Source organism: Paenibacillus chungangensis, assembly GCF_042675905.1.
In the GTDB taxonomy this organism is placed as follows: domain Bacteria; phylum Bacillota; class Bacilli; order Paenibacillales; family Paenibacillaceae; genus Pristimantibacillus; species Pristimantibacillus chungangensis.
This window is the reverse complement of sequence record NZ_JBHTJZ010000005.1, coordinates 515,231-539,076: the sequence shown is the minus strand read 5'-3', so window position 1 is coordinate 539,076 and position 23,846 is coordinate 515,231. Positions and strand designations below refer to the sequence as shown.

At 51.6% G+C, this 23,846-nt stretch carries 27 protein-coding genes; all 27 read right to left on the bottom strand.

The genetic code is table 11. The features are described from left to right. Nucleotides 1-7: 7 nt before the first annotated feature. Nucleotides 8-1,624: an ABC transporter substrate-binding protein gene (locus ACFQ2I_RS04930; RefSeq protein ID WP_377562536.1), complete on the bottom strand. Its 1,617-nt coding sequence runs from the start codon at nt 1,622-1,624 to the stop codon at nt 8-10. A 35-nt stretch (nt 1,625-1,659) separates the two neighbouring features. Next, nucleotides 1,660-2,385 carry an HAD family hydrolase gene (locus tag ACFQ2I_RS04925; protein ID WP_377562535.1) on the bottom strand — a complete coding sequence of 242 codons (726 nt, stop codon included), beginning with the start codon at nt 2,383-2,385 and terminating at the stop codon, nt 1,660-1,662. 194 nt (nt 2,386-2,579) lie between these two features. Further along, a complete protein-coding gene (gene spo0A / locus ACFQ2I_RS04920) occupies nt 2,580-3,395 on the bottom strand; it encodes a sporulation transcription factor Spo0A (protein WP_377562534.1) in 816 nt (271 codons plus the stop codon). Between the two features lie 252 nt (nt 3,396-3,647). Then, nucleotides 3,648-4,973: a SpoIVB peptidase gene (spoIVB, locus tag ACFQ2I_RS04915; protein WP_377562533.1), complete on the bottom strand. Its 1,326-nt coding sequence runs from the start codon at nt 4,971-4,973 to the stop codon at nt 3,648-3,650. Nucleotides 4,974-5,096: 123 nt separating this feature from the next. Next, nucleotides 5,097-6,803 carry a DNA repair protein RecN gene (gene recN, locus ACFQ2I_RS04910; RefSeq protein WP_377562532.1) on the bottom strand — a complete coding sequence of 569 codons (1,707 nt, stop codon included), beginning with the start codon at nt 6,801-6,803 and terminating at the stop codon, nt 5,097-5,099. Nucleotides 6,804-6,840: 37 nt separating this feature from the next. Beyond that, nucleotides 6,841-7,293: a transcriptional regulator AhrC/ArgR gene (ahrC, locus tag ACFQ2I_RS04905; protein ID WP_377562531.1), complete on the bottom strand. Its 453-nt coding sequence runs from the start codon at nt 7,291-7,293 to the stop codon at nt 6,841-6,843. Nucleotides 7,294-7,318: 25 nt separating this feature from the next. Beyond that, nucleotides 7,319-7,852, bottom strand: coding sequence for a hypothetical protein (locus ACFQ2I_RS04900; protein WP_377562530.1), 534 nt, complete (start codon nt 7,850-7,852; stop codon nt 7,319-7,321). A gap of 72 nt (nt 7,853-7,924) precedes the next feature. Continuing rightward, nucleotides 7,925-8,758 (bottom strand): TlyA family RNA methyltransferase, encoded by an 834-nt coding sequence (locus tag ACFQ2I_RS04895; protein WP_377562529.1) that lies wholly within the window; start codon nt 8,756-8,758, stop codon nt 7,925-7,927. A gap of 60 nt (nt 8,759-8,818) precedes the next feature. Next, entirely contained in the window at nt 8,819-10,720 is a 1,902-nt protein-coding gene (gene dxs, locus ACFQ2I_RS04890; RefSeq protein ID WP_377562528.1) for a 1-deoxy-D-xylulose-5-phosphate synthase, read from the bottom strand. 118 nt (nt 10,721-10,838) lie between these two features. Beyond that, entirely contained in the window at nt 10,839-11,741 is a 903-nt protein-coding gene (locus tag ACFQ2I_RS04885; protein ID WP_377562977.1) for a polyprenyl synthetase family protein, read from the bottom strand. 14 nt (nt 11,742-11,755) lie between these two features. After that, complete coding sequence (xseB, locus tag ACFQ2I_RS04880) at nt 11,756-11,995, bottom strand: exodeoxyribonuclease VII small subunit (protein ID WP_377562976.1); 240 nt, start codon at nt 11,993-11,995, stop codon at nt 11,756-11,758. Between the two features lie 17 nt (nt 11,996-12,012). After that, the gene (xseA, locus tag ACFQ2I_RS04875; protein ID WP_377562527.1) at nt 12,013-13,365 is read right to left on the bottom strand and encodes an exodeoxyribonuclease VII large subunit; all 1,353 of its coding nucleotides are present in this window, start codon (nt 13,363-13,365) and stop codon (nt 12,013-12,015) included. 8 nt (nt 13,366-13,373) lie between these two features. Beyond that, a complete protein-coding gene (folD, locus tag ACFQ2I_RS04870; RefSeq protein ID WP_377562526.1) occupies nt 13,374-14,234 on the bottom strand; it encodes a bifunctional methylenetetrahydrofolate dehydrogenase/methenyltetrahydrofolate cyclohydrolase FolD in 861 nt (286 codons plus the stop codon). Nucleotides 14,235-14,271: 37 nt separating this feature from the next. Next, the gene (gene nusB / locus ACFQ2I_RS04865; protein ID WP_377562525.1) at nt 14,272-14,718 is read right to left on the bottom strand and encodes a transcription antitermination factor NusB; all 447 of its coding nucleotides are present in this window, start codon (nt 14,716-14,718) and stop codon (nt 14,272-14,274) included. Nucleotides 14,719-14,837: 119 nt separating this feature from the next. After that, nucleotides 14,838-15,068 carry a DUF2273 domain-containing protein gene (locus ACFQ2I_RS04860; protein ID WP_377562524.1) on the bottom strand — a complete coding sequence of 77 codons (231 nt, stop codon included), beginning with the start codon at nt 15,066-15,068 and terminating at the stop codon, nt 14,838-14,840. Nucleotides 15,069-15,089: 21 nt separating this feature from the next. Beyond that, entirely contained in the window at nt 15,090-15,647 is a 558-nt protein-coding gene (amaP, locus tag ACFQ2I_RS04855; protein ID WP_377562523.1) for an alkaline shock response membrane anchor protein AmaP, read from the bottom strand. Between the two features lie 109 nt (nt 15,648-15,756). Beyond that, nucleotides 15,757-16,161, bottom strand: a complete 405-nt coding sequence (locus ACFQ2I_RS04850) for an Asp23/Gls24 family envelope stress response protein (protein WP_377562522.1) — start codon at nt 16,159-16,161, stop codon at nt 15,757-15,759. Between the two features lie 133 nt (nt 16,162-16,294). Continuing rightward, nucleotides 16,295-17,638, bottom strand: coding sequence for an acetyl-CoA carboxylase biotin carboxylase subunit (gene accC, locus ACFQ2I_RS04845; protein WP_377562521.1), 1,344 nt, complete (start codon nt 17,636-17,638; stop codon nt 16,295-16,297). A gap of 40 nt (nt 17,639-17,678) precedes the next feature. Then, nucleotides 17,679-18,185 carry an acetyl-CoA carboxylase biotin carboxyl carrier protein gene (gene accB, locus ACFQ2I_RS04840; RefSeq protein WP_377562520.1) on the bottom strand — a complete coding sequence of 169 codons (507 nt, stop codon included), beginning with the start codon at nt 18,183-18,185 and terminating at the stop codon, nt 17,679-17,681. 152 nt (nt 18,186-18,337) lie between these two features. Continuing rightward, complete coding sequence (locus ACFQ2I_RS04835; protein WP_377562519.1) at nt 18,338-18,958, bottom strand: SpoIIIAH-like family protein; 621 nt, start codon at nt 18,956-18,958, stop codon at nt 18,338-18,340. A gap of 36 nt (nt 18,959-18,994) precedes the next feature. After that, nucleotides 18,995-19,621: a stage III sporulation protein AG gene (gene spoIIIAG / locus ACFQ2I_RS04830; RefSeq protein WP_377562518.1), complete on the bottom strand. Its 627-nt coding sequence runs from the start codon at nt 19,619-19,621 to the stop codon at nt 18,995-18,997. Between the two features lies 1 nt (nt 19,622). After that, complete coding sequence (gene spoIIIAF, locus ACFQ2I_RS04825) at nt 19,623-20,360, bottom strand: stage III sporulation protein AF (protein WP_377562517.1); 738 nt, start codon at nt 20,358-20,360, stop codon at nt 19,623-19,625. A 30-nt stretch (nt 20,361-20,390) separates the two neighbouring features. Then, nucleotides 20,391-21,644, bottom strand: coding sequence for a stage III sporulation protein AE (spoIIIAE, locus tag ACFQ2I_RS04820; protein WP_377562516.1), 1,254 nt, complete (start codon nt 21,642-21,644; stop codon nt 20,391-20,393). 8 nt (nt 21,645-21,652) lie between these two features. After that, a complete protein-coding gene (gene spoIIIAD / locus ACFQ2I_RS04815; RefSeq protein ID WP_377562515.1) occupies nt 21,653-22,048 on the bottom strand; it encodes a stage III sporulation protein AD in 396 nt (131 codons plus the stop codon). 10 nt (nt 22,049-22,058) lie between these two features. Further along, complete coding sequence (gene spoIIIAC / locus ACFQ2I_RS04810; RefSeq protein WP_262677842.1) at nt 22,059-22,262, bottom strand: stage III sporulation protein AC; 204 nt, start codon at nt 22,260-22,262, stop codon at nt 22,059-22,061. 15 nt (nt 22,263-22,277) lie between these two features. Beyond that, the gene (gene spoIIIAB, locus ACFQ2I_RS04805) at nt 22,278-22,796 is read right to left on the bottom strand and encodes a stage III sporulation protein SpoIIIAB (RefSeq protein ID WP_377562514.1); all 519 of its coding nucleotides are present in this window, start codon (nt 22,794-22,796) and stop codon (nt 22,278-22,280) included. Then, entirely contained in the window at nt 22,793-23,836 is a 1,044-nt protein-coding gene (spoIIIAA, locus tag ACFQ2I_RS04800; RefSeq protein WP_377562513.1) for a stage III sporulation protein AA, read from the bottom strand. The genes spoIIIAB and spoIIIAA overlap by 4 nt, the downstream gene beginning before the upstream one ends. Nucleotides 23,837-23,846: the final 10 nt, after the last annotated feature.

Sequence of the window (23,846 nt, the reverse complement as noted above, 5' to 3'; positions counted from 1 at the left end):
CCTGTCTTTACTTCAAATAATGAATGGACGACATATCCTGTACATACAGCGGATACAGCTTATAGCCGTCAAGCGCTTTGTCCATTGCAATCGTAAAGTTAGGGTCCATAATATAGACGGCTACCGCATCCTGTGTCAATATTTTTTGGGCTTCTTTGTAAAGCTCGACACGCTTGCTGTCGTCCAATTCTACTTTGGCGTCATTAATCAGCTTGTCGTAAGCAGGATTCACATAATTATAGAAATTGGCCTTGTAATCGGAGACGTAACGGACGAGCACTTCATGCGGATCAAGCTTGCCCGTCAAGCCGATAATGGTCATATTGTAATCGCGCCCCTTGTATATGCGCTCCAGCCATACCGCCCATTCCACCATTTCGATTTCCGCTTTTATGCCCACCTGGCTAAGCTGATCGGCGATCACTTGGGCAGTATCCACGTGAAATTTGTAGTTGGAAGGTACGGAGATCGTCGTCGTAATGCCATCCTCGTAACCCGCTTCCTTCAGCAACTCCTTCGCCTTCTCGATATTCACGTTGTACGTGTTCTCCAGACCTTCCTGAAAATATTTATCCATGACAGGACTCATGTTGGAGCCGAGCTTCGTACCCTTGCCGTTCGCGATCAATTCAATGATGCTGTCGACGTCTACCGCGTAGTTAATCGCTTGACGTACCTTCACGTCATCGAATGGCTTGCGGGTGATGTTCATTGTCATCAGCTGAACCATGTTTTGCATGCCATCCACATACCGGAATCCATCGCCCAGCTCGGCAATCCGCTCATCGCCGATACGCGGATAGATATCCACTTCGCCAGCTTTCAGCGCCAGCAGTGAGGATTCGCCATCCGGCATAATGCGGAATTCCACCTTATCCAGGTACGGTACCCCTTCCACGTAATAATCCTCGTTCTTGGCGATAACGACGCGCTGATTCGGGGAATATTCCACGAACTTGAACGGCCCGGTGCCGATTGGTGCTTCGTTATGCTTATCGTATCCGGCAGGCAGGATGGCGTTCGTCATAAAGCTGAGGAAGGAGACATCGTTTTGCTTCAGCTTCAGCTCCACCGTCTGCGCATTGATTGTCGTGACAGATTCCACATTAGCGAATGCCGTCTTCAGCGGTTGCCCTGTATCCTTGCCCATGAGGCGCTCAATGGAATATTGCACATCCTCGGCCGTGACGTCATTGCCATTATGGAATTTCACACCTTCACGCAGCTTGAACGTGTAAGTCAGGCCGTCTTCGGATATGTCGTAAGAAGAGGCGACTGCCGGTTGAAGCTCACCTTTCTCATTGGATTTCAGCAAGCCTTCAAATACATTGAACATCATCTCCAGCGTACCGGAAGCGGCTGACATATGAGGGTCCAGATAATCGGGGTCCTGCGGCACGACCATGACGACTTCGCCGCCGTAGGACGGCTTTTTCTCGTCACTGCCTTTGTCTTCTTTGCCATCGGTTGAATGATCCTCCGGCTTCTGTGACGCTGTATTTCCAGCTCCGCTATTTCCGCCGCTTTCACTGCCGCCATTGCCACTCGATCCGCATGCGCTCATCAATACGAGTACGATCACACTAATAAGAAGCAGTCCATGTTTCAATGCAGGTTTTTGCATGTTCACGATCCCTCATTTTCGTAAGTAGTATGAAGCTACACCAACATTCCTGATGACTGACTGTCCTTCTTCGTCTCTACCTGTGCGGGAACCTCGGCTACCGAGAAGATAATCTCCGCATCGCTCACTTCTTCGATGCCGAAGCGGCCGAATCGGTTAATGAGCAGGCAATCCATCGTAACCGTTCGCGCACCTACGACATCATCGTAATAATTGTCTCCGACATACAGACACTCGCTCGCGCTCACCCCGGCAAGCTGCATCGCATGATGGAAGATACGTGGGTCCGGCTTCTCGTAACCCGTCTCACTGGAAATAACGATCCTATCGAAATAATCGGTCAAGCCATTCTCCTCCAGTACTTGCCTGGCGCTGTTGTCCCAGTTGGAAATGAGGCCAATCCCAACCGATTGTTCCTTCAGCCGCTCAAGTGTACTGTGGGTGCAAGGGAAAGCTTGCCAATGTGTTTTGTTGTTCTTCATCTGTTCCCGTATGGCTGATGCCAGCCGGTACAGGTCGAGTTGAATGTTCAGCCGATAATTGACGACACCCAGATACCATGGGACAAATGATGCTGCGTCTCCCCCGAGAACGCCGGGATATTCGCGCATGAACAGCTTGTCCGCATAATGGTACGCCCGTTCAATTTCGTTCAACTCCTTGTCCAATCCGAACTGCTTCAATGCGGTCTGATAAGCGGATTCTCTTTCCTGATACACAAGGGTGTATCCCAAATCAAACCAAACAAATGACTTGCGCATGTCGAGCCTCCACTCATGTTTTTATCTTCATGTCAGTTGTCCGACATCACTTCCTAACGTTACAGGAGTTCTGTTATGAGATTGTTAGATAGAGATTGAGTTATTATGAAGATTCGCTTTAAATGACAAAAAAGCTCTGCACGACTCCCACTAGGGATCCGTACAGAGCTTTTTTCGATAGGTTACTACTTGTTTCAGCTCACCTTATGCTCAATCCGCAGCTTGTCAGCCACCATCGCGATGAATTCGCTATTAGTTGGCTTTGACTTGCTGATGTTGATGGTGTAGCCGAACAGGTGGCTGATGCTGTCAATGTTGCCGCGCGTCCAAGCGACCTCGATCGCGTGGCGGATGGCGCGCTCGACGCGGCTAGGCGTCGTTTTGAACTTCTCGGCAATAGCAGGGTAGAGGGTCTTCGTTATCGCACCTAGAATTTCGATATTGTTGTATACCATCGTAATCGCTTCACGCAAATATTGATACCCCTTAATATGAGCGGGGACTCCGATTTCGTGAATGATGCTCGTAATGTTGGCATCCAGATTTTTGCCCTTCGCCATCGGCACGACATTGGACTTCATAACAGATGAGCTGCCGCTGTAATTGGCGGAAGTGGAATACGATTGCGAATTGCCGACCAGCTGGCGAATTCGGCTGGCCAAAATATCCATATCGAATGGCTTCAGAATGTAGTAAGATGCTCCAAGTTGAACAGCCTTCTGCGTAATATTTTCCTGACCGAATGCTGTGAGCATAATAATCTTGGGCATTGGAGACAAATCCATATCTTTGAGACGCTCCAATACACCAAGACCATCAAGATGAGGCATAATAATATCAAGGATAAGCACATCCGGAATAGTACGCGTCTGTTCCAAATGGCGAATAACCTCTTCTCCATTGTATGCTACACCGCTTACATTCATATCGCTTTGATCGGCAATATATTCCGATAACAAGTTAGTAAATTCTCTGTTGTCGTCAGCTAACAGTACTTCGATCATGTGCAACGTGCTCCTCCCTTAATCTATGTTTTTTGTCCTCGTTCTTTTGCTGTCTGAATTACGTTTTCGACATCAGTGTTTGAATTCCTTCTGTCGAATTATTTTTTTCTTTATTTTTTTTCTGGAGTTCGATATAATATATATTTTGTTTCATATATCTTTCTTTTTCGCAATGCTTCGACAAGAGGGTGTCGAATGATCTATCCGCCCATAAACAGAAGGAACGTTGTCCGCACAATGCAGAAACGTTCCAAAAGCTTAAGCAGCGTTTTCTTCAGGGGACTTGGGTGGATGAAGGACCCCTGCGTCCTGTAGCATCCATTCAATAAAGCAACCATATCCTGATGTTGGATCATTCACAAATACATGCGTAACAGCTCCTACAAGCTTTCCATCCTGAATGATTGGACTTCCCGACATCCCTTGAACAATACCGCCTGTTTTGTTTATTAGCCGTTTATCGGTAATTTTGATAACCATACCTTTCGTAGCCGGCCCCGTCTGTTTGGAGACATGCACAATATCAATGTCGAATTGCTCAACCCTCTGGCCATTAACAACGGTTAAAATATGTGCCGATCCTTCCTTCACATCTTCTGCCAAAGCGATCGGCAGTGCTTTGGCGTTAAAGCTATGATCTGGGAGCTCCTTCATTTTTCCGAAAATGCCGAATGGTGTATTACGAACAATGTTGCCCAATATTTTACCTTCTTTTACGAACTGGGCTCTCTTTTCACCTGGATCGCCATTTTGACTTTTATTAATTGAAGTTACATGGGATTGCAGAATCTGACCGTCTCCCACCTCAATAGGCGTACCTGTATCCATATCCGTAATCATGTGTCCCAGTGCGCCGTATACTCCTTGTTCAGGAGCGAAGAACGTCAATGTACCTACACCGGCTGCCGAGTCCCGGATGTATAAGCCAAGCCGCCACGCCCGGTCTTCGGAATCATACATGGGATTAAGCTGTGTCTTGTACATCTTGCCGCTTCGTTTGTATGTGACCGATAGTGGTTTGCCATCACGACCATACTGCTCACATATCTCTCCGACCTTCCGAACTTCTTTAATCGGCACTTCATTAATGGATGTAATCAGATCACCAAGCTTCAATCCTGCCGCTTCGCCAGGTGATTCCTTCGTGCCGTCGACGTTTCTAACCTGATGATGACCAACGACAAGAATACCTGCCGATTTCACCTTTACACCAATCGTTTGTCCTCCAGGAATAACCCGTAAATCTGGCATTACATTGACTTTCACCGTCTTGAATGGAATCTTACCGAATAATTTCACTTTCATGTTCGTTTGACCGCTTTGATAAGGATGCAATGATAGCGGTTCGTTCAAATTAACAGTTTGAGAACCATCTGCTGATCCATTAATTTGAAGCATGTTGGGGTCGACCGTAACCTCGGCATGAACGGGAACACCGTATTGCAGCCGTTTCATTTGTCCGGAAAATAAGCGGAGCTCATTCGGGAAGGCGGCAAAGTGTTGAAAAGGGGTGGATAGCCCGATCATGCCAACGAAACAAACGAGGATAAGGCCAAACCATCGTTTCCGTTCGTTGGAATTCAATGATTTCACGCTCCCTGTCATTCCATCGCATGACGAAAAAGGATTAATCGCCATTGGCGTACCTTTAAGTTACCCCGCCCCCCAGCTTTTATGACCGAAAAAACATTCCCAAAATGCCTTCCATTACGCCCCCTTCAGTCCATGTGCCAGATCAAGCATTTCTTGTGCATGGTGCTTCGTCTTTTCCGTCACTTCCACGCCGCCAAGCATCCGCGCCAGCTCATTGATTCTTCCCTCCGCTTGCAATTCCATCACAGATGTGGATGTTCTGTTGTCGATGACGGTTTTCTTGATTTCGTAATGGTGATCGGACATGCAAGCAACCTGAGGTAAATGAGTAATTGAGAATACTTGACATCTGCCCGCCAAACGTGATAACTTCTCGGCGATTGCTTGTGCTGCTCTTCCGCTGACTCCTGTATCCACCTCATCAAATATAAGTACCGGGATATGATCAATCTCGGCGAATATGCTCTTCAAGGCCAGCATAATACGCGACATCTCCCCGCCTGATGCGATCTTGTTCAGCGGCTTCAATGGCTCCCCCGGATTAGTCGTCAACATGAACACCGCTTCATCCGTACCCGTACTATGTAACGGTATCTGATCTCCCGACTTATTCCATCCGCTGGATAATTCCACCTGGAATTCTGCGGACGGCATCTCCAGCCCTCTAAGCTCCCTAACCACAGCCTCCGACAATTGTTTGGATGCATGTCTACGAAGTGCAGACAGCTCCTCTGCCAGTCTCGAAGCTTGCCTATACAGCTTGTCCTCTCGAAAGCGAAGCTGATCGAGCCATTCATCCTTGTTTTCAATTTTGTCGCGTTCCGACGTGATTTTCTCTAAATACGACAATATGTCAGGGATGCTCTCGCCATATTTGCGCTTCATTCCGTTAATCATATCCAAGCGATCATCCACATAAGCCAGTCGTTCCGGATTCACGTCGATGCCTTCCCTGTATTCACGAAGCTGATAAGCGGCATCCTCTGCTTGATAGAATGCCGACTGAAGCTGCTCCAGAATGGGTCCCAGCCCTTCCTCGTCATACTGAATGGTGTCGACAAGTCTCGCAACGGCCGTTCTTACGGCATCCAGACCGCCCCCTTCATTCAGTAGACTGTACGATTCCGACAGGGCATGCATTCGTTTGTCTGCGAAGAGAAGTAGCTTACGCTCTTCCGCCAGCGCCTCATCCTCTCCCGGCTTCAGGGCAGCTGCCTGAATCTCATCCACCTGAAAACGATAAAGATCCAGCATCTGCTCATTCTGCCTCGTATGTTCGCTCAATTGCTGCAGGGAACGTCGCACCTCCTGCAGCTCCTTATAGATTGCCCCGTATTGTCCCTTCCGTTCCAGAAGCAAATCTCCGCCGTAGGCGTCCAGCCATTCCAGATGGCGCTCAGTTCGTAGCAGAGACTGATGCTCATGCTGACCATGAATGTTCACCAGACATTCCCCGATCTCACGGAGCATCGTCATCGTCACCAGTTGCCCGTTCACTCGGCTGCTGCTCTTGCCTTGCCGCGTAAGCTCTCTGCGGATGATAAGCATCTCTTCTCGGCTATGGCTGAGGCCCAGCCGTTCAAGCACGCTCCACACCGGATGTTCCGGGTTCATATCGAACATTGCTTCCATCTCCGCCTTGTCCCTACCGTGCCTAATCATGTCTGCAGAGCCGCGTCCCCCGACAATCAAGCTTAAAGCATCAATTAGAATGGATTTCCCTGCTCCCGTCTCGCCAGTTAGCACATGAAATCCGTTATGAAACGATACATTCACTTCCTCCAAAACAGCAAGATTGCGTATGGACAACTCACGCAGCATGATTATACCTCCTATATATAGTAAGCAGTGTGTATTATCAATTCAGCATTTCCAATAACCGCTCCACGACTTCTCCGCTTAGCTTCTTACTGCGGCAAATAATCAATATTGTGTCGTCGCCGCAAATCGTGCCCATCACTTCCTGCCATTCCATATTGTCGATTAGTGCGCCAATTGCATTGGCCGTGCCCGGCAAACACTTCATTACGACGAGATTGTCGCTGTAATCGATATGGGCGAAATGATCAAGAAGCGCACGCTTAAGCTTATGGACAGGATTCAGGCGATGGCCGTCCATCGGAATGGAATACTTGTAGCGCCCTTCAGCTGCCGGCACCTTGATGAGCATTAATTCCTTCATGTCTCGCGATACGGTAGCTTGAGTCACCTGCATACCGGAAGCTCTAAGCGCTTCTACAAGCTCTTCTTGCGTCTCAATCTCTTGACTGGCTATTATTTCTCTAATTTTGAATTGTCTTATCGCCTTCATGGGCTCTCCTCCATTGATCCATTCATTACTTCGGCAGCCAGAACGATATCTTCCTCAAGATGCCGTCCTTGGCATCAACATACAGAACGCCGCTGCAGTCCGGCAACAGCAGGGAGTAGACAAGAAATCTGTCTCTTACTCCGCTCGCCGTCCAGTCCATTGGCAGCCTCTCTCTTGCCGTCTTCACAACGAACATCTCTTCGTCCTTCTCCGCTATGTAATCAATATAGAGCCTGGAGCCCTGTCCAAGAGGAGCCCCGTCCATCGCAATATCAACCGTAACGGCGTGCTTGCCGGAGACGACCTCGTAGCCCCAGCGTTGCAGCAGTTGCACGTTCGCATCTTCGGGTTCGATCTTGCCGCCCTTCCCCAGCTTGATCCGATTCACGCTGACTGGTTCATGAAGCCATCGGTAAAACGACCTGTAAGCCCATATCAATAGCAGGCTGCCCGCAAGCAGCATGATGAACCAATCGCCATACGTCCCCATGAATCCGACACTCCATTCTTCATGAACGCCATGAAGCGAACGTTTGTTCCATTGCATACAGTGTAGCAAATCGAAGGTGCTCCTGTAAAGAGAAAAGATGCCTAATCAGTATAAAACTGTTGGCATCCCTCACGCATTACGTTATTCCTTGTTAGTAGTAAAGGTTCCTCTCGCTTCCAACACGAGGTTATGGATACGCGCCTCATCCGGCACGTCGGCGTTCGGCTCGTCCTTCCATATCCAATAAGCCAGAAACTCGATATTGCCTTCGCCGCCCGTTATCGGGGAGAATGTCAAGTCCTGCAGCAAGTAGCCCAGTTGGGCAGCCGCTTGCGTGACGGTTTTGATAACTTCCTTATGAACGGCAGGCTCCCTGACGACACCTGACTTTCCAACCTTCTCGCGCCCCGCTTCGAATTGTGGCTTAATGAGGGCGACGACTCCCGATTCCCTCTGCAGCAGACCGGACAGAGCCGGCAAGATCAGCTTGAGCGATATGAAAGAGACATCGATGCTGGCAAAGGTAGGATTCGGCCCTTGTAGCATATCGGGCTTCATGTAGCGGAAGTTCGTACGCTCCATTACGGTAACTCTGTCGTCTTGTCTGAGCGACCAGTCCAGCTGATTGTAGCCGACGTCGATCGCATACACATGAGCGGCGCCGTGTTGCAGAGCGCAATCGGTGAACCCGCCAGTGGAGGCTCCGATATCAAGCATAGTCACACCCGTCAACTGAATGCCGAACGACTTGACCGCTTTCTCCAGCTTGAGACCGCCTCTGCTCACATAGGGATGAAGGGCGCCCTTGACTTTAATATGAGCGTCCCGGGGCACCTTCATTCCGCTTTTGTCTACCGTCTCGTCATTGACAAGCACCAGTCCCGCCATCAACGCTTTCTTGGCTTTCTCCCGACTTTCGAAGTAACCGCGCTCTACGAGCAGCACATCAATTCGTTCCTTATCCACTGTTGTCATCCTTAATACTCCCCGTTGCTCCCGCACCCGCATTAGGCTATGCGGATATCCCATTGCAATTTATGATTGTCCCGTTACCCGCTTGATTACTTTGGGCTGCATCCGGCGTATTTCATCCGCCAGCCGTTCAGCGGTAAGGCCTACTTCACGACGCTGCTCCTTAATGGTGCCGTGCTCCACGAACAGGTCCGGAATGCCTATCGTTCGCACGATCATATCATCCAGCTCGCTTGCAGCATAGAATTCCAGCACGGCGCTGCCCAATCCTCCGAGCTCACAAGCTTCTTCGATCACAATTAGACGCTTCCCTTGATGAGCAAGGGCTTGAAGCTTGACTACATCCAGCGGCTTGATGAATCGGGCGTTAATCACTTCCACATTGATTCCTTCGCGCTTCAGCATGTCCGCCGCTTCCTCAGCTACACCCAGCATGGGGCCAAGTGCAGCGATCGCATAAGAGGAGTCGCCTTCTCTGACAGTCTCCCACGTACCAATCGGAATAAGTGGCGGATCCTGCTCCAGTTGTACGCCCAATCCGTTAATCCGGGGATAGCGCACGGCGATGGGCCCTTCATCATATGCCAGAGCCGTCTTCAACATGCTTCTAAGCTCGTTCTCATCCTTCGGCATCATAATGACAAGGTTGGGAACGTGTCTGAGGAACGCGATATCATACACGCCCTGATGCGTCTCTCCATCCGGTCCTACGAAGCCTGCACGGTCAATGGCGAATACGACGTTCAGATTCTGTCGGCATATATCATGCACGACTTGATCGTATGCGCGTTGCAGGAAGGTGGAGTATACCGCAAATACCGGCTTCATCCCTTCCATTGCCAGCGCTGCGGACATCGTAGCGGCATGCTGCTCCGCAATACCGACATCGATCATGCGGCCGGGAAAGCGTTCGGCGAATTCGATCAACCCTGAACCGCTCGGCATGGCTGGCGTGACAGCTACAATACGTTGATCTTGCTCCGCCAGTTGAATCAGCATGTCGCCGAACACTTTCGTATACATCGGCGGTCCGACGGCTTTCACCATCTGTCCCGATTCAATCTTGTAAGGAGAAGCGCCATGCCACTTGTGTGAGTCAGCTTCAGCAGGTGAATAACCCTTTCCCTTCACTGTAAGCACATGTACAAGCACTGGACCCGGAATGGCATCCGCTTGCTTCATAATGTCCAGCAATTGACTTGTATCATGTCCATCCACTGGTCCAAGATAAGTAAGACCGAATTGTTCGAACAGAATGCCGCTTACAAGCAAATATTTCAGACTGTCTTTGAAGCGCTCCGCTGTCTTGGCCAGCTTCCCGCCAATGGCAGGAATCCTGTTCAGCAGATGGTGCAGCTCTTCCTTCGCCTTTTGGTAATGACGATCGGAGCGTATTTTACCCAAATAATGATGAAGTGCGCCCACGTTGGGAGCGATCGACATCTCGTTATCGTTCAAGACTACAATCATGTTGCTCTTCTCATGGCCGATGTGATTCAGCGCTTCCAGCGCCATGCCTCCAGTAAGAGCACCGTCGCCGATGACGGCCACGACGCGATTGCTCTCTCCGCGCAGGTCTCGTGCCAGAGCCATACCCATTGCTGCGGACAGAGAAGTGCTACTGTGACCGGCTTCCCACACGTCATGCTCGCTCTCGGAACGTTTAACGAACCCGCACAACCCTTTATATTGCCTAAGGGAGTCGAATTTATCCTTGCGACCGGTCAATATTTTGTGGACATAAGACTGATGACCCACGTCGAATATGAATTTGTCTCGAGGACTATCGAATAAATAATGCATGACCAGAGTTAATTCTACAACACCCAGATTAGGAGCCAGATGACCGCCAGTTAGAGACAGCTTCTCAATAAGAAATTGCCTGATTTCCTCGGCAAGTTCATCCAGTTGTGCAGGCTTCAACGTTTTCAAATCCTGTGGTCCCGTTATTCCATCAAGCAGCACAGTGCTTACCTCACTTTCACGGAGAGTCTCAAATTGCAGCTCTCCCCTCTAAACGTCTACATTTTTCCCATTATAGCATATACGTTACAATGGCACCAAAGTTGCTCCTTCATAATCATTAATGATCGCGGCGCAACAAATAATCGGCAATTTGCAGAAGTCGATCCGGCTCGGCAAGCCTCGCGCTGGCTATGGCGGATTTTGCTTCCCGGGTCAGCGACGCCACCTTAGCCTTACTCTTCTCAAGGCCGATTAAATAGGGATACGTCACTTTATTCTGCTCTACATCGCCTTGCGTCTTCTTCCCAAGCTTTCCTTCATCTCCGATCACATCCAGGATGTCATCCTGAATCTGGAATGCAAGTCCCAGGTTACGTGCATACAAGGCAAGACAGTCAAGCTGCCGCTGGTCCGCACCCCCTAAGCGCCCACCCGCCTTGACGGCGAATTGGATCAGGTCGCTGGTCTTGTGTAGATGAATATATTCCAGCTCCTCGATGGAGGTGACGCCTTGCTCGCCGAGCATGTCGGCGGCCTGTCCACCGACCATCCCTGCTGCTCCGGACAGGAGCGACAATTCTTCAACGATGGCAAGCAATACATCTGAAGAGACAATCCCGCCGCGAGCGGTTCTCGCTACGAGCCCGAACGCATAGGTCAACAGCGCATCGCCAGCCAGTATGGCCATCGCCTCGCCATATACTTTGTGATTCGTTAGCTTGCCCCGGCGATAATCGTCGTTGTCCATTGCCGGCAAGTCGTCATGAATAAGCGAATACGTATGTATGAATTCAACGGCGCAGGCGACAGGCATTGCATGCGCAGCGGAGGCACAATCCCCTCTTACAGCGGCGGCCGCCGTTACAACCAGAGTGGGACGAATCCGTTTGCCGCCGGCTTGAAGCGAATAGAGCATCGCCTCTTGCAAGCGTGGCGGTATATGTCCCCAGCCGTCAAGAGCATGCGAGAGAGCTTCCTCGATCTGCGCAGTGCAGCTTTTCAAATAATCGTGAATCGACATGCTCGTTTCCAAACTTATTCCCCTTTATCATCGTTTGTGATCGCAAACGTTTTTTTATGAAAGCCTTCTCCCGACTGAATCAGCGTTTCAATCTTGCTCTCCACCAGTTCCAGCTTGCCTCCGCATAGCTGCGACAGAGCCATTCCCTCCTGGAACAATTCGATGGCTGTCTCCAGAGGGACATCCCCATTTTCAAGCTTCGTTACAATTGCTTCTAGGCGTTCCATTGCTTCTTCGAAGCTCAGCTCGTTCATCTCTTTATTGTCCACTGTTATCGCTCTCCCTTCAACGACTGTACTTGACAAAGCATATAACCGTCGGACAGTCTTATATTCACTTCATCGCCGACGCTTGCATCTTGAATGGATCTGATCAGGCGTTCTTCCTTGGCATCGTACGCCAGACTGTATCCTCTAGCCATCACCTTAAGCGGACTAAGCGCATCCAATTGGCGAACGGCGCTGCCGACTTTCCCCTTCCGCTCCTTCACGAGTGCGCTCATGGCGCTCTCCAGCGAGCGGGAAGCCGCTTCCAGACGCTTCGCTGCGTATCGAACGCTCTCGCCCGGGTGATGAGCAGCCAAGGTAGCCTGTAGCCGCTGAAGCCTGGCTTCCTCGCGATCCACCAGCCGTATAGCGCGCTGCTGCAGCAGCTCCTTCATGCGATCAAGCTGCTGGGCCTGTTCCAGCAGATAGCGGCGAGGATGTAGGAAGAACGGCGATCGCCGAATACGCAGCAATCGCTCCTTCTCCATGCCGACTCTGCCCGTGAGCGCCGACGTCAGCCGCTGCCGCAAGCGAGACAGCTGCTGCTCCAGCTCCATTAGATGCGGCACGGCCAGTTCAGCCGCGGCCGTAGGCGTTGCCGCCCTCACATCGGCTGCGAAGTCGGCAATCGTGTAATCCGTCTCATGGCCCACTGCGCTGATAACCGGAATGGAAGAAGCGGCAATCGCCCTGGCGACAGTCTCCTCATTGAAGGCCCATAGCTCCTCGAGCGATCCGCCCCCTCTTCCGACGATCAGCACATCGCATTGTCCGAATCTGTTCATGGCTTGGATCGCCGCTGCAATATCGGGAGCGGCGGCTTTCCCCTGTACGAGCACGGGATAGATATAGATCGGGATAACAGGGTATCTGCGTTGAAGCGTCGTAATGATATCTCGTACAGCTGCGCCCGTAGGCGATGTGATAATTCCAATACCGGAGGGATAGCGCGGCAATGGGCGCTTTCGCGCGGCCGAGAAGAGACCTTCCGCTTCCAATCTGCCCTTCAGCTGCTCGTACGCCAGATATAGGCTGCCGATTCCGTCGGGCTGCATAGCTTGTACATAAAATTGATAATTGCCGTCCCGCTCGAACACCGATACGTTACCGCGAGCCATGACTCCGGAGCCTTCCTTCGGCAAGAAGGGAAGCCTTGCGTTATGGGAGGCGAACATGACACACTTGATACGGCTGTCGCGATCTTTGAGCGTGAAGTACATGTGCCCGCTGGAATGATGCGTGAAGTTGGATATCTCTCCGCGCAACCATACATCGCCTAGCACGATATCGTTATCTAGCTTCATCCGAATATACTTATTGATTTCCTTAATAGAATAAATACGCGGCGTCTCCTTCATAGAGGGAGTCACTCCTTCACGCCGTTCGCTTTTTTGGCTGCTTTCACTGTATTGCTCATCAGCATCGTAATCGTCATGGGACCTACTCCGCCCGGAACCGGCGTCATATAACCGGCTGTTGCCGCACAATCATCATAGTCAACATCGCCGGCAAGCTTCCCGTTCGCCAGACGGTTGATGCCCACATCGATAACGACTGCCCCCGGCTTGATGTAGCGGCTGTCGATCGCTTTGGCCTTGCCGATCGCGACGACCAATATGTCGGCGCTTCTGGCCAGCTCTTCCATATTGGCCGTGCGGGAATGGCACATCGTAACTGTGGCGTTCTCGCGCAGCAGCAGCATCGCGACAGGCTTGCCTACGATGTTACTTCTCCCGATAACAACCGCATGCTTGCCTGCAATGTCCGTTCCGCTCCGTTTAATAAGTTCTATTACTCCTGCGGGGGTGCAGGGCAGTAGACTGTCATCGCCGATTACAAGATTGCCTACGCTGACGGGGTGGAAGCCGTCCACATCCTTCTCCGGGGCAATGGCATTGATAACCGCCTTCTCGTTAATATGCGACGGAAGCGGGAGCTGAACAAGTAAGCCGTTAATAGAGGCTTGTCCATTCAGCTTGTCAATAAGCGCAAGCAGCTCTTCTTCGCTTGTGTTATCAGCCAACCGGTGCACTTCAGAATAAATGCCCATGCTCTGACAAGCCTTCTCCTTGGAACCGACATACACCTTGGAAGCGGGATCTTCTCCCACCAGCACCACTGCCAGTCCCGGAACGATATTCTGTTCCTTCAGGCTTGCAACCTCTACCGTAAGCTCAGCTCGAATTTGCTCTGCGATTTTTTTGCCTTCTATTCTCAGTGCGCTCATGAATGATCGTTTCCCCTTTGCTAGATGAATTTGGCGTTTACTTGTTTCCCTTCAGCTGTTCCAGCTCTTTCAGCAGCTTGCCGAGCACGCCGTTGACGAATTTGCCGGATTCCTCCGTACCGAAGTGCTTGGCTAATTCGATTGCTTCATTAATGGCGGCCTTGGGCGGCACATCGTCGCGATAGACCATCTCATAGCAAGCCAGCCTCAGCACTTGACGGTCTACCCTAGACAATCGGTCTACATGCCAGCCTGTCAAAAATTGCTGCAGCAAATCGTCGATCGCCCGTTTGTTCTGTTGTACGCCATAAATAAGACTGCGGGCGAATTCGCCAGTCTGATCGGTTCGCTTGCCAGCAACATTCTCCCCATCCTGCTCCATCTCCTCCAGAAGCATATCCACTGCTTCCTCGGCCGTTACTTCATTCATTTCCATCTGATAAAGCCCGGATACGGCTATTTCTCTTGCAACTCTACGTTTCATGTGACCTCCATGGCATTCTTGCCAAATCTAATATGTCTTCTGTCCAAAAAAACCTATGATCTCCTCCCTGCCCCAAATAGCGGCAGCCCGATATTCGGAGTACGGAGGAGACCACAGGATTATCTGAATGGTCGAAATCGCTCCATAAGCTCATACCAAAGCTTTTTCCATGGTACAAGCGGACCATTCGACATTTCTTTCAATTTACCGAACCAGTAGCCAGCACCGATCAACAGCGCTACGAAAAGCATATCCCAAAAGCCGGATATCAAATAAATGATTCCGAACATCAAGCCTGCGGCTGCGCCTATGATTCGCTTCCAGTAGACGGACCACCATTCCCTCCACATGGGCATGTTCACCTCTATTCCCTATTCCACACGGCTCTTGAATGTATTGGACTGGATGACGTTTGCCACGAATACAGCCACATTCACGACAGGAATGCCCGTAATTTCCTCGACGTGCTCCTTGACGGCGCGTTGTATCTCTTCCGTCAATACGGGAATGGAGTGTTCGCCGTCGACGATCGCTCTCAGCATAATTTCGATTCCCGCATCCGTCACGCGCACCCTTGCGCGCAATTCCTTCACGCCGCGCTGCCGAGAGGCAGACTTCAAGGCTAGGTTCTCAATCGTCTCCATCGATATACGAATATCTCCGAATTCGGTGCGCTGGTCGATGGATTGAGCCGAGGCCCCCCCTCTACGCAAGGACATCACGAAGAATCGGAAGCTGATGAGCAGCAGCACGATTCCCACGACACCTATTGCAATTCGGATGGTATCGCTATTATTGAAGTCGGCGAGCAGATCCTGAAGCAGATCTTCCGAGATCCACCTGAATCCGATACCGGCCATGAACAGCGCGATAACTCCGATTGAGATGCTATACAAAAACAATAGCAGCTTATCTACGACTTTTATCACCCGTTAAGCCTCCAATCAAACGTATTAAACACCTTAGCGAATGAAAACCCCCTTGCGCCGAGCGGCATGCCCAATCACGAGGGGGTAGTTCATAGGTATAGCTATAATCTTATTTCACCCGATTGATCGATTCCTCTTCTTCAGGTCGTTCTGCTTGCTTGAAGTGGACATCATGGATATGTACATTCACTTCTACAACATTCAGCCCGGTCATCATCTCAATTGACCGTTTCACATTGTTCTGGATCTGGGAAGCAACCTCTGGAATTTGATTGCCGTACTCTACGATGATGGATACGTCAACCGCAGCCTCGCGTTGCCCGACCTCCACCTTGACGCCCTTGGACAAGTTCTTGCGTCCCAGCAGCTCCGCGATACCGCCGGCAAAGCCGCTGCTCATTCCGGCTACGCCTTCCACTTCAATAGTAGCAAGTCCGGCAATCACTTCGATGACTTCGGGAGCAATCTGAATCGTCCCCATATCCGTCTTCTCATATTCCGCAATTGTACTCATGACCTTGTACACCTCCTAGTAAAGTTGCGCGCCTGGCCGCACGGCCAAGCCGATATCCGCATCTTATTTCTATACTATAACATTCGCCTTGAAATATGACAAACTATACCTTCCAACATATCCAAGCGCGAAATCAGATCTCGTGCTCCTCTAAAAACTTGATGTCGAAGTCGCCCTTGATGAATACGGGATGCTCAAGCACCTTCAAATGAAAAGGTATCGTTGTCCGTATGCCTTCAATCGCAAATTCAGACAAGGCGCGCTTCATGCGGGCAATTGCCTCATCCCGCGTATTGCCCCATACGATCAGCTTCGCAATCATGGAATCGTAATGCGGTGAGATTGTATACCCGGGATACACAGCGCTGTCAACGCGTACGCCATTGCCGCCCGGCGGCAGGTAGAACGGCACATGTCCCGCTGAAGGCATGAAGTTACGCTCAGAGTCCTCTGCGTTAATCCGACATTCAATGGACCAGCCGTTGATCTTGACATCTTCCTGGGCGAATGAGAGCGGGTTGCCCTGCGCTACACTGATCATCTCTTTAATTAAGTCAATGCTTGTGATCATCTCTGTTACAGGATGCTCAACCTGGATGCGCGTGTTCATCTCCATGAAGTAGAAGTTCCCGTCGGGCCCAAGCAAGAACTCAAGCGTACCCGCTCCGGAATAGTCCACGGCGAGCGCAGCGCGAACGGCAGCCTGTCCCATACGCTCCCGAAGCTCCGGGGTTAACACCGGGCAGGGCGCCTCTTCGATCAGCTTCTGACGCCTGCGCTGCACGGAGCAGTCTCGCTCGAACAGATGGACCGCATTGCCGTGCTTGTCCGCCATAATCTGTACTTCTACATGCTTCATGCCCGTCAGGAATTTCTCCAGATAGACACCGGCGTTGCCGAAGGCGTTCTGCGCTTCCTGCTGAGCGGTCTTAATACCGCTAATTAGCGCTTCCTCCGTCTCGGCAATGCGGATGCCGCGGCCGCCGCCGCCCGCAGTCGCCTTAATAATGACGGGATAGCCAATATCGCGCGCAATCCGCACTGCGTCTTCCAGACTCTCGATCAGTCCGTCAGAGCCGGGAATGACGGGCACGTCAGCAGCTTTCATCGTCAACTTCGCCACAGACTTGTCGCCCATCTTGCTGATGGCCTCCGGGGAAGGCCCGATGAATGCGATATTACAGGATTCGCATATTTCAGCGAAATCCGCATTCTCAGAGAGGAACCCGTAGCCAGGATGAATGGCGTCGCATTCCGTGATGGTCGCTACGCTCATAATATTGGTCAAATTCAGGTAGCTGTCCTTGGATGGCGTCGGTCCGATGCAATAAGCTTCATCTGCCAATCGGACATGAAGGGCGTCCCGATCGGCCTCGGAATAGACAGCCACAGTAGCAATGCCAAGTTCACGACAAGCCCGAATGATTCTAACGGCAATCTCGCCGCGATTGGCGATTAATAGTTTATGGAATTTCACGTAGGATCCCCTTTCTACCAAGTTTCCCAGACGGGATCAATTACTCCGGCTTTACAAGGAACAGCGGCTGGCCGTATTCAACCAGTTGACCGTTCGTCACCAGAATGTCGACGATTTCGCCTCTCACTTCCGCTTCCAGCTCGTTCATCAACTTCATCGCTTCCAGAATGCAGACGACACTCTTTTCTTTCACACGATCGCCAACCTTGACGAACGCATCCGCATCGGGCGATGGCGCGCTATAGAACGTTCCCACCATAGGAGACACGATCTGGTGCAGATTCTGTGCAGGGGCGGCCGATCCCGTATCGGCCTTCGATTCCGCTGCAGGCGCTTCCACCGCATGCTGCGTCTGCGCCGGCGGCACTTGCTGCACGACCGGTTGCTGATATGTATGCGTAATGGGAGCGGCCGCTACACTGACAACTTCAGTTTTGCCCGGCTTGCGGATGTGCAGCCGCGCTCCATCATTTTCTATTTCGAGCTCCTGAAGAGATGTTTGATCGACCAGTTTGATCAATTCTTTAATCTCGCTCAACTTGAACATGAACGTAATCACTCCTCTTTTTCACATAACGTTAGTCATTATAACATAAATATGCCCTAACACGAATCAATTTTTTGTCCAAGACAACAAGCCCCATACATTGCCGGGCTGATCGCCTGGAATGAACGGGGCTTGTCGAATGCCGATTCGTGTTACGGAGCGGGAACATACTGTACGGATACTTGCTCCGGTCTAACTTCCAATACCGTGATCACCTGCTCAATGATAGAGGCCGCTTCCTTCTTCTCCAGCTTATCACTGGAAACAACTACCTTATACCGATCATTCTCCTCGGGAGATACGACCGCAATCTCGTAATCCTCCATCAGCTTGGATTCAAGCGTAGTCATCCTCGTATGCTTCTCCTCCAGCTTCTCCCATTCCGCGAATGCCGCCGTTGCCTCTTCCGGCTTCTGGCTGACGTCAGCGACGACGGACCAGATGCGGTTACCTTCCTCCTCGTTCATCGCCTGCCGCTTCGCCAGCAGTTGGCTGAATACGCCGCCCTGCGCGATTCCTTCCCGTTCGAGCTGCTCCAGCACTCTCTTGTCGGCTTCATTCATAGCAGTAGAGTATTCCCCTCCCGGCACGACAATGCCTTCAGCTGTGAATGCCCCTTTACCCGCCGTCTCCGCGGCCTGCTGTCCGGATGATGCATCGCTGGCCATCTTGCCAACGTCATCGATATCTTGAGTGAACAGATAATATGCGGACAAGAGCACCATCAAGCTCAACATCGATACCAGCCATATTGTTTGACGTTTCGTATTCATGCGAATACCCTCCCATTTCTACACATTTTTATTTGCTTATTGTTTGCTTGGCACGACCGAAATACGGTTTGGCGTAATGTTGACGCCCCTCTCTACCGCTTGAACGATAAGTCTTCTCACCGTCGCGTTCTCCGCTCCTTTGGCCACGATCAGTATGCCTCTCACTTTCGGATTGACCGTCTTGGTGACGATCGGCTTCTGATCGCCAGACACTTCATACAGCACTACCTGCCCTTCCTCATTGACCGTCGTCACATGACGCGTCCCCCCATTTTTGTCACTCTCGTCTGTAACAGACTGAGATTCCTGTCTATGGCGCTCCACAACGACTTCTTCTGTGGAATCCACCGTCACAAGCACGCTGACGGAATCCACTCCCACGATCTTCTCCAGAATAACCTTCAGTCTAGCTTCCAGCGATTTCTCGATCGTCTCGAACGGAGATTCGGTAGGGGCGCTCTGATTCCAGGCTGCAACCTCTGGCTCAGGTCCGGATTCCGGAATGGAGGAATCCACCTCCTTGAACGGCAGATATGCGTTCAGCAGCATGAAGAGCGCGCCGATCAATCCCAGAATCAACAATATTCTCAGTGTTCTGACGCGATTGGGACCCGACGGCCCGCCACCAATTGCCGACTCCAGCTTCTCCAGCCATCTTGCCACGTTAGCCCTCCTTCCCTCCGTTCGGAACCGTCTGCTTGCTTGCAACGTCCACTACATGAATGAGATCCTCTCGTACCGTCCAGCCGTTCGCCAGTGTTTTCTTGATGAATGAAGATAGGATTGGATCCGCCGGGGGGTGCTCATCCCGTTCCCTCTCAGCGAACGGCTCACTGCTATTCGAAGACTGAACAATAATATCCACTGACACAGGCTGAACGTTCTCCACCTCCTCAGCCAGCGGGCCGGCATCTGTCCCGCCGGCGACTTCATTGGAGTCGACGGTTACGGTGACGCCTGCAATGACAGGAGTCTGTCCGCCACCCCTCTCCTTCTTCCAATCCAGTTCCACAGCTATACGCTCGATCGGTACATCAGTGCGCTTCTCCAGCTCGCTCCTCATTGCTTCCTGCAGCGCGACCGCTGTCAGTCTGGCCGACTGCCGCTCTCTCTGTCTCTCGAGCTCTCCCGCCTCCTGCTTAATTTCTTCTATGGAAGGCATGATCACTTCCTTCGCCGCCGTCCTCTCGTCCCACAGCTTCAAGCCTGCTTCCAGATGGATACTCACATCATCCTGCAGCAACGATAGTACGGGTGACAGTATGGTAAGGAGAATGAACAAGCCAATGACCAGTCTCGCGTAACGAAGCATCGCCTTGCCCGGAAGCAGCAGCTCCACGAGAACCGCAAGCAATATGACTGCGATAATATCTCTTAGCCAGTCGCTTAGCCATGTTACCACATTCTCCTCACCTCCTAATCAGTGGACCATTCAGCGAACCATAAGCGCCGCATTGCCGGCGGTTAGAATAATGGTTACAGCCAGGAAGAACATTAGACTGACTGCAGCAAGAGCGGCGAACACATAGATCATCGTTTTGCCGATCGTCGACAAGCAATCAACAATCGGCGAATCGCCCAACGGCTGCATGACAGCCGCCGATATATTGTAGATCAGCGCTAATGTCAATATCTTGATGGCAGGAAATGCGGATAGAAACAACAAGATAATGACACCAGCGAGTCCGATCGCATTTTTGGCCACCATCGATGCGGAAATGACGGTGTCTGCCGCATCGGAGAACATTCTTCCGACGACAGGAACGAAGTTGCCTGTGACGAATTTGGCAGTGCGAAGCGCCACTCCATCCGTTACCGCTCCGGTTGCGCCCTGGACGGTTATCACGCCAAGGAATGCGGTAAGCAGCACACCTAACAGGCCAACAGCAACCGATCGAAGCAGATTAGCAAGCTGTGTCACTTTGAACTTCTCCGTCAGGGCGCTTGCAATATGAAGGACTGCCGAGAAGAACAGCAGCGGGAAGACGACGGTGTAGATCACTGTTCCCACAATGTGAATCATGAAAATAATTAGCGGATGGAGTACGGATACTGTTACAAGGCTTCCCATTGAGGCCAACAGCGTCAGCAGCAGCGGCACCATCGCCATCATGAACGCAATCATGCTCTGAATCGCTTCCTTGGCATAGCCGATAGCGACATGGAAGCTGTTCACGGCGATAATTATCAAGACAAAGTAAGCAATGGAATATGCCACCTTGCTCACGGCATTCCGCTCGAACGCATTCTGCAGCGTCTCCAGCACCATGCTGAATATCGTTAGCAAGACGATTGTGACAAGCAGCTTCCCGTTGTAGAGCACTTCATGCCACATATAGCGAAGCAGCCCATGCATCATATCCGACAGCTTGAAGCCTCCACTTCCCTGCCATATCATCTCTTTCAGACCGGGAACCTTCCCCTCCGGGAAGTAGCCTCCATATTCGCTGCTCAACTTGCTCCAGTATTGTTCGATGGATGATGTCTCAAGACCGCCCAACTGTTCCTCCGCGAGGCCTGAGCTTATTTCCCTTGCATTGCCGAGTCCGCTCTCGCCTGCCCGCACCGGGTCGCCGCCATCCGAAGCGAAGCCAATGCTCGACATCCCCGGCAGCAGGAAGCATGCGACCAGCAGCAAGATTAGCAGCTTCAACCTGTCTCCTCCGTTGGCGCGGTTACTTATCATCCCTGCAATCAGCTCCCTGCCGGCAGCAATCCGATCACCGTTTCGACGATTACACTAATGATGGGAATCGCCATGACGAGAATGAATACCTTGCCGGCAAATTCTATTTTGGAGGCTATACTCTCCTGTCCGGCATCTCTGACGATCTGCGCTCCGAATTCTGCTATATAAGCGATACCGATAATTTTTAGTACGGTTTTCAAATAAACGGATGGAATGCCTGAGCGTGCCGCCAAGTCTTCCAGCACGGTGATGACGGCCTCGATCTTACCGATAACGAACAGGAAGATAAACAGCCCGGTGAACGCGGCAAGCAGAAAGGCGAACGCAGGCTTCTGCTCGCGGACGATAACGATAAGCACTGTGGCGATCAAGCTGATTCCTACGATTTGAATCATGTCCATCCGCATTCACCTACTGGAAGAGAAAGATCGTCTTGATTTCTTGGAACAGCTCGTTCAACAACTTGACTACCATAAACAACACGACCACAAAACCGATCACAGTCACCCAATGCGCCATATCTTCCTTGCCCATCTGCTTCAGAACGGAATGAATCATGGCAATCACAATGCCGATTCCGGCAATCTGGAAGATGGCGCTCACATCAATATTCATCCCGGAAGCACCCTCTTACACCATCAAAATGACGACTAACGCAGCAATCAGCAAACCAAGGCTTTTCCACATTTTTTCATAGCGACGCTGATCGTCCCTTGCCGTCTCCTCCTCACCCCGCAGGCCAACTACTGCATGCTTCAAATGCTTTAACTGATCTTCCCTGTCGCTAATTCCCAGTGTCGTGCCAAGACGAACAATTATTCCCCGTTCCGCAGAGCCCATGGACAGCTCACCCCAATGGTCTGTTACAGCCGCCTCCCACACCTCAGAGAACGACCTCTCTTCCGATCGAATCAATTCGGAAGAGACTTGACGGAGCAGCGCCGCCAGCGGTTCCGGAGAACCTTCCGCCGTACGTAGAAGCGCTTCTGGCAGCGGCGTAGCAGCGAAGCCAATCTCCGTCTCAAGCCTCTGCAGCGCGTGCGTCAGCTGCCTGATCTGTCTCGGCCGCTCAGCGAAGCCGGCGGCCTTCTGAAAGCCGAACAGCGTACCGGCTATAAGGATCAATAACGCACCAACGAAACTCATCATCGAACGTCCGCCCTAGCGGTGATCGACTTCGACGAGGCCAGTGGCCAATCCACCTCACGACGCTCGCCTACCTCAGCACCTGTCCTCATTAACTTCCGGGTGTGAATAAGCCGGTGCATCACACCGCCAGACGTTCGCTTCAGCTCGACCACCTCGTGGAACGAACCATCTTCCAGCAACCTTGACAGCTCGGGACGACCCATCGCATCCTGGAAGTCATATGCATGCGCAGTCGCAATGACGCATACGCCGCCATGGCTCGCTTCTCTAATTGCTTCGGCATCTTCCTTACGACCAATCTCATCGACGACCAACACTTCCGGCGACATGGACCGCAGCAACATCATCATGCCCTCCGCTTTGGGACAGGCGTCCATGACATCCGTGCGGGGTCCGACGTCGAAGGTCGGAATTCCTCTAACGCATGCCGCGATCTCCGACCGTTCGTCCACGATACCGATCTTCATGCCTGCCCATCCAGAATGGCCGTTGGCGGGTGGCAAGCCATAGCTCAGTGATCTTGCCATATCGCGGATGAGAGTCGTCTTGCCCTGCTGCGGCGGAGCCAGTATAAGCGTGGACCTAACCTTGCCCCGACTGCGATCCAGCAGCTTGGGCAGTAAGAAGCCCGCTGCTCCGATGACCTCCCTGGCTATCCGAATGTTGAATCCGCCGATATCGCGTATCCCTCTTACCGAGCCGCCGTCCAGAACCGTTCTGCCAGCCAATCCGATCCGATGACCGCCTGTAACCGTTATGTAGCCTCTGCGAAGCTCCTCTTCCATTGCATAGATGGAATAGTTTGTCATCCGTTCAAGCAGCTTGCGGCATTGCTCACCCGACGGCTTGTACGCTCCGTCGCTCTGTCGAAGCAAGCTTCCATTGGTTCCCACGAAGCGGTATCCGTCGGCATAGACAATCTCCAGAGGCCGACCTTCCCTGATGCGTATTTCTTCAAGCGTAGCTTTTGCTTCTTGAGGCAGTTTTTCCACCAGCTTCTTCATATCCAGCGGCAACAATTGGAATACGTACGACAACATGGCTCATCAC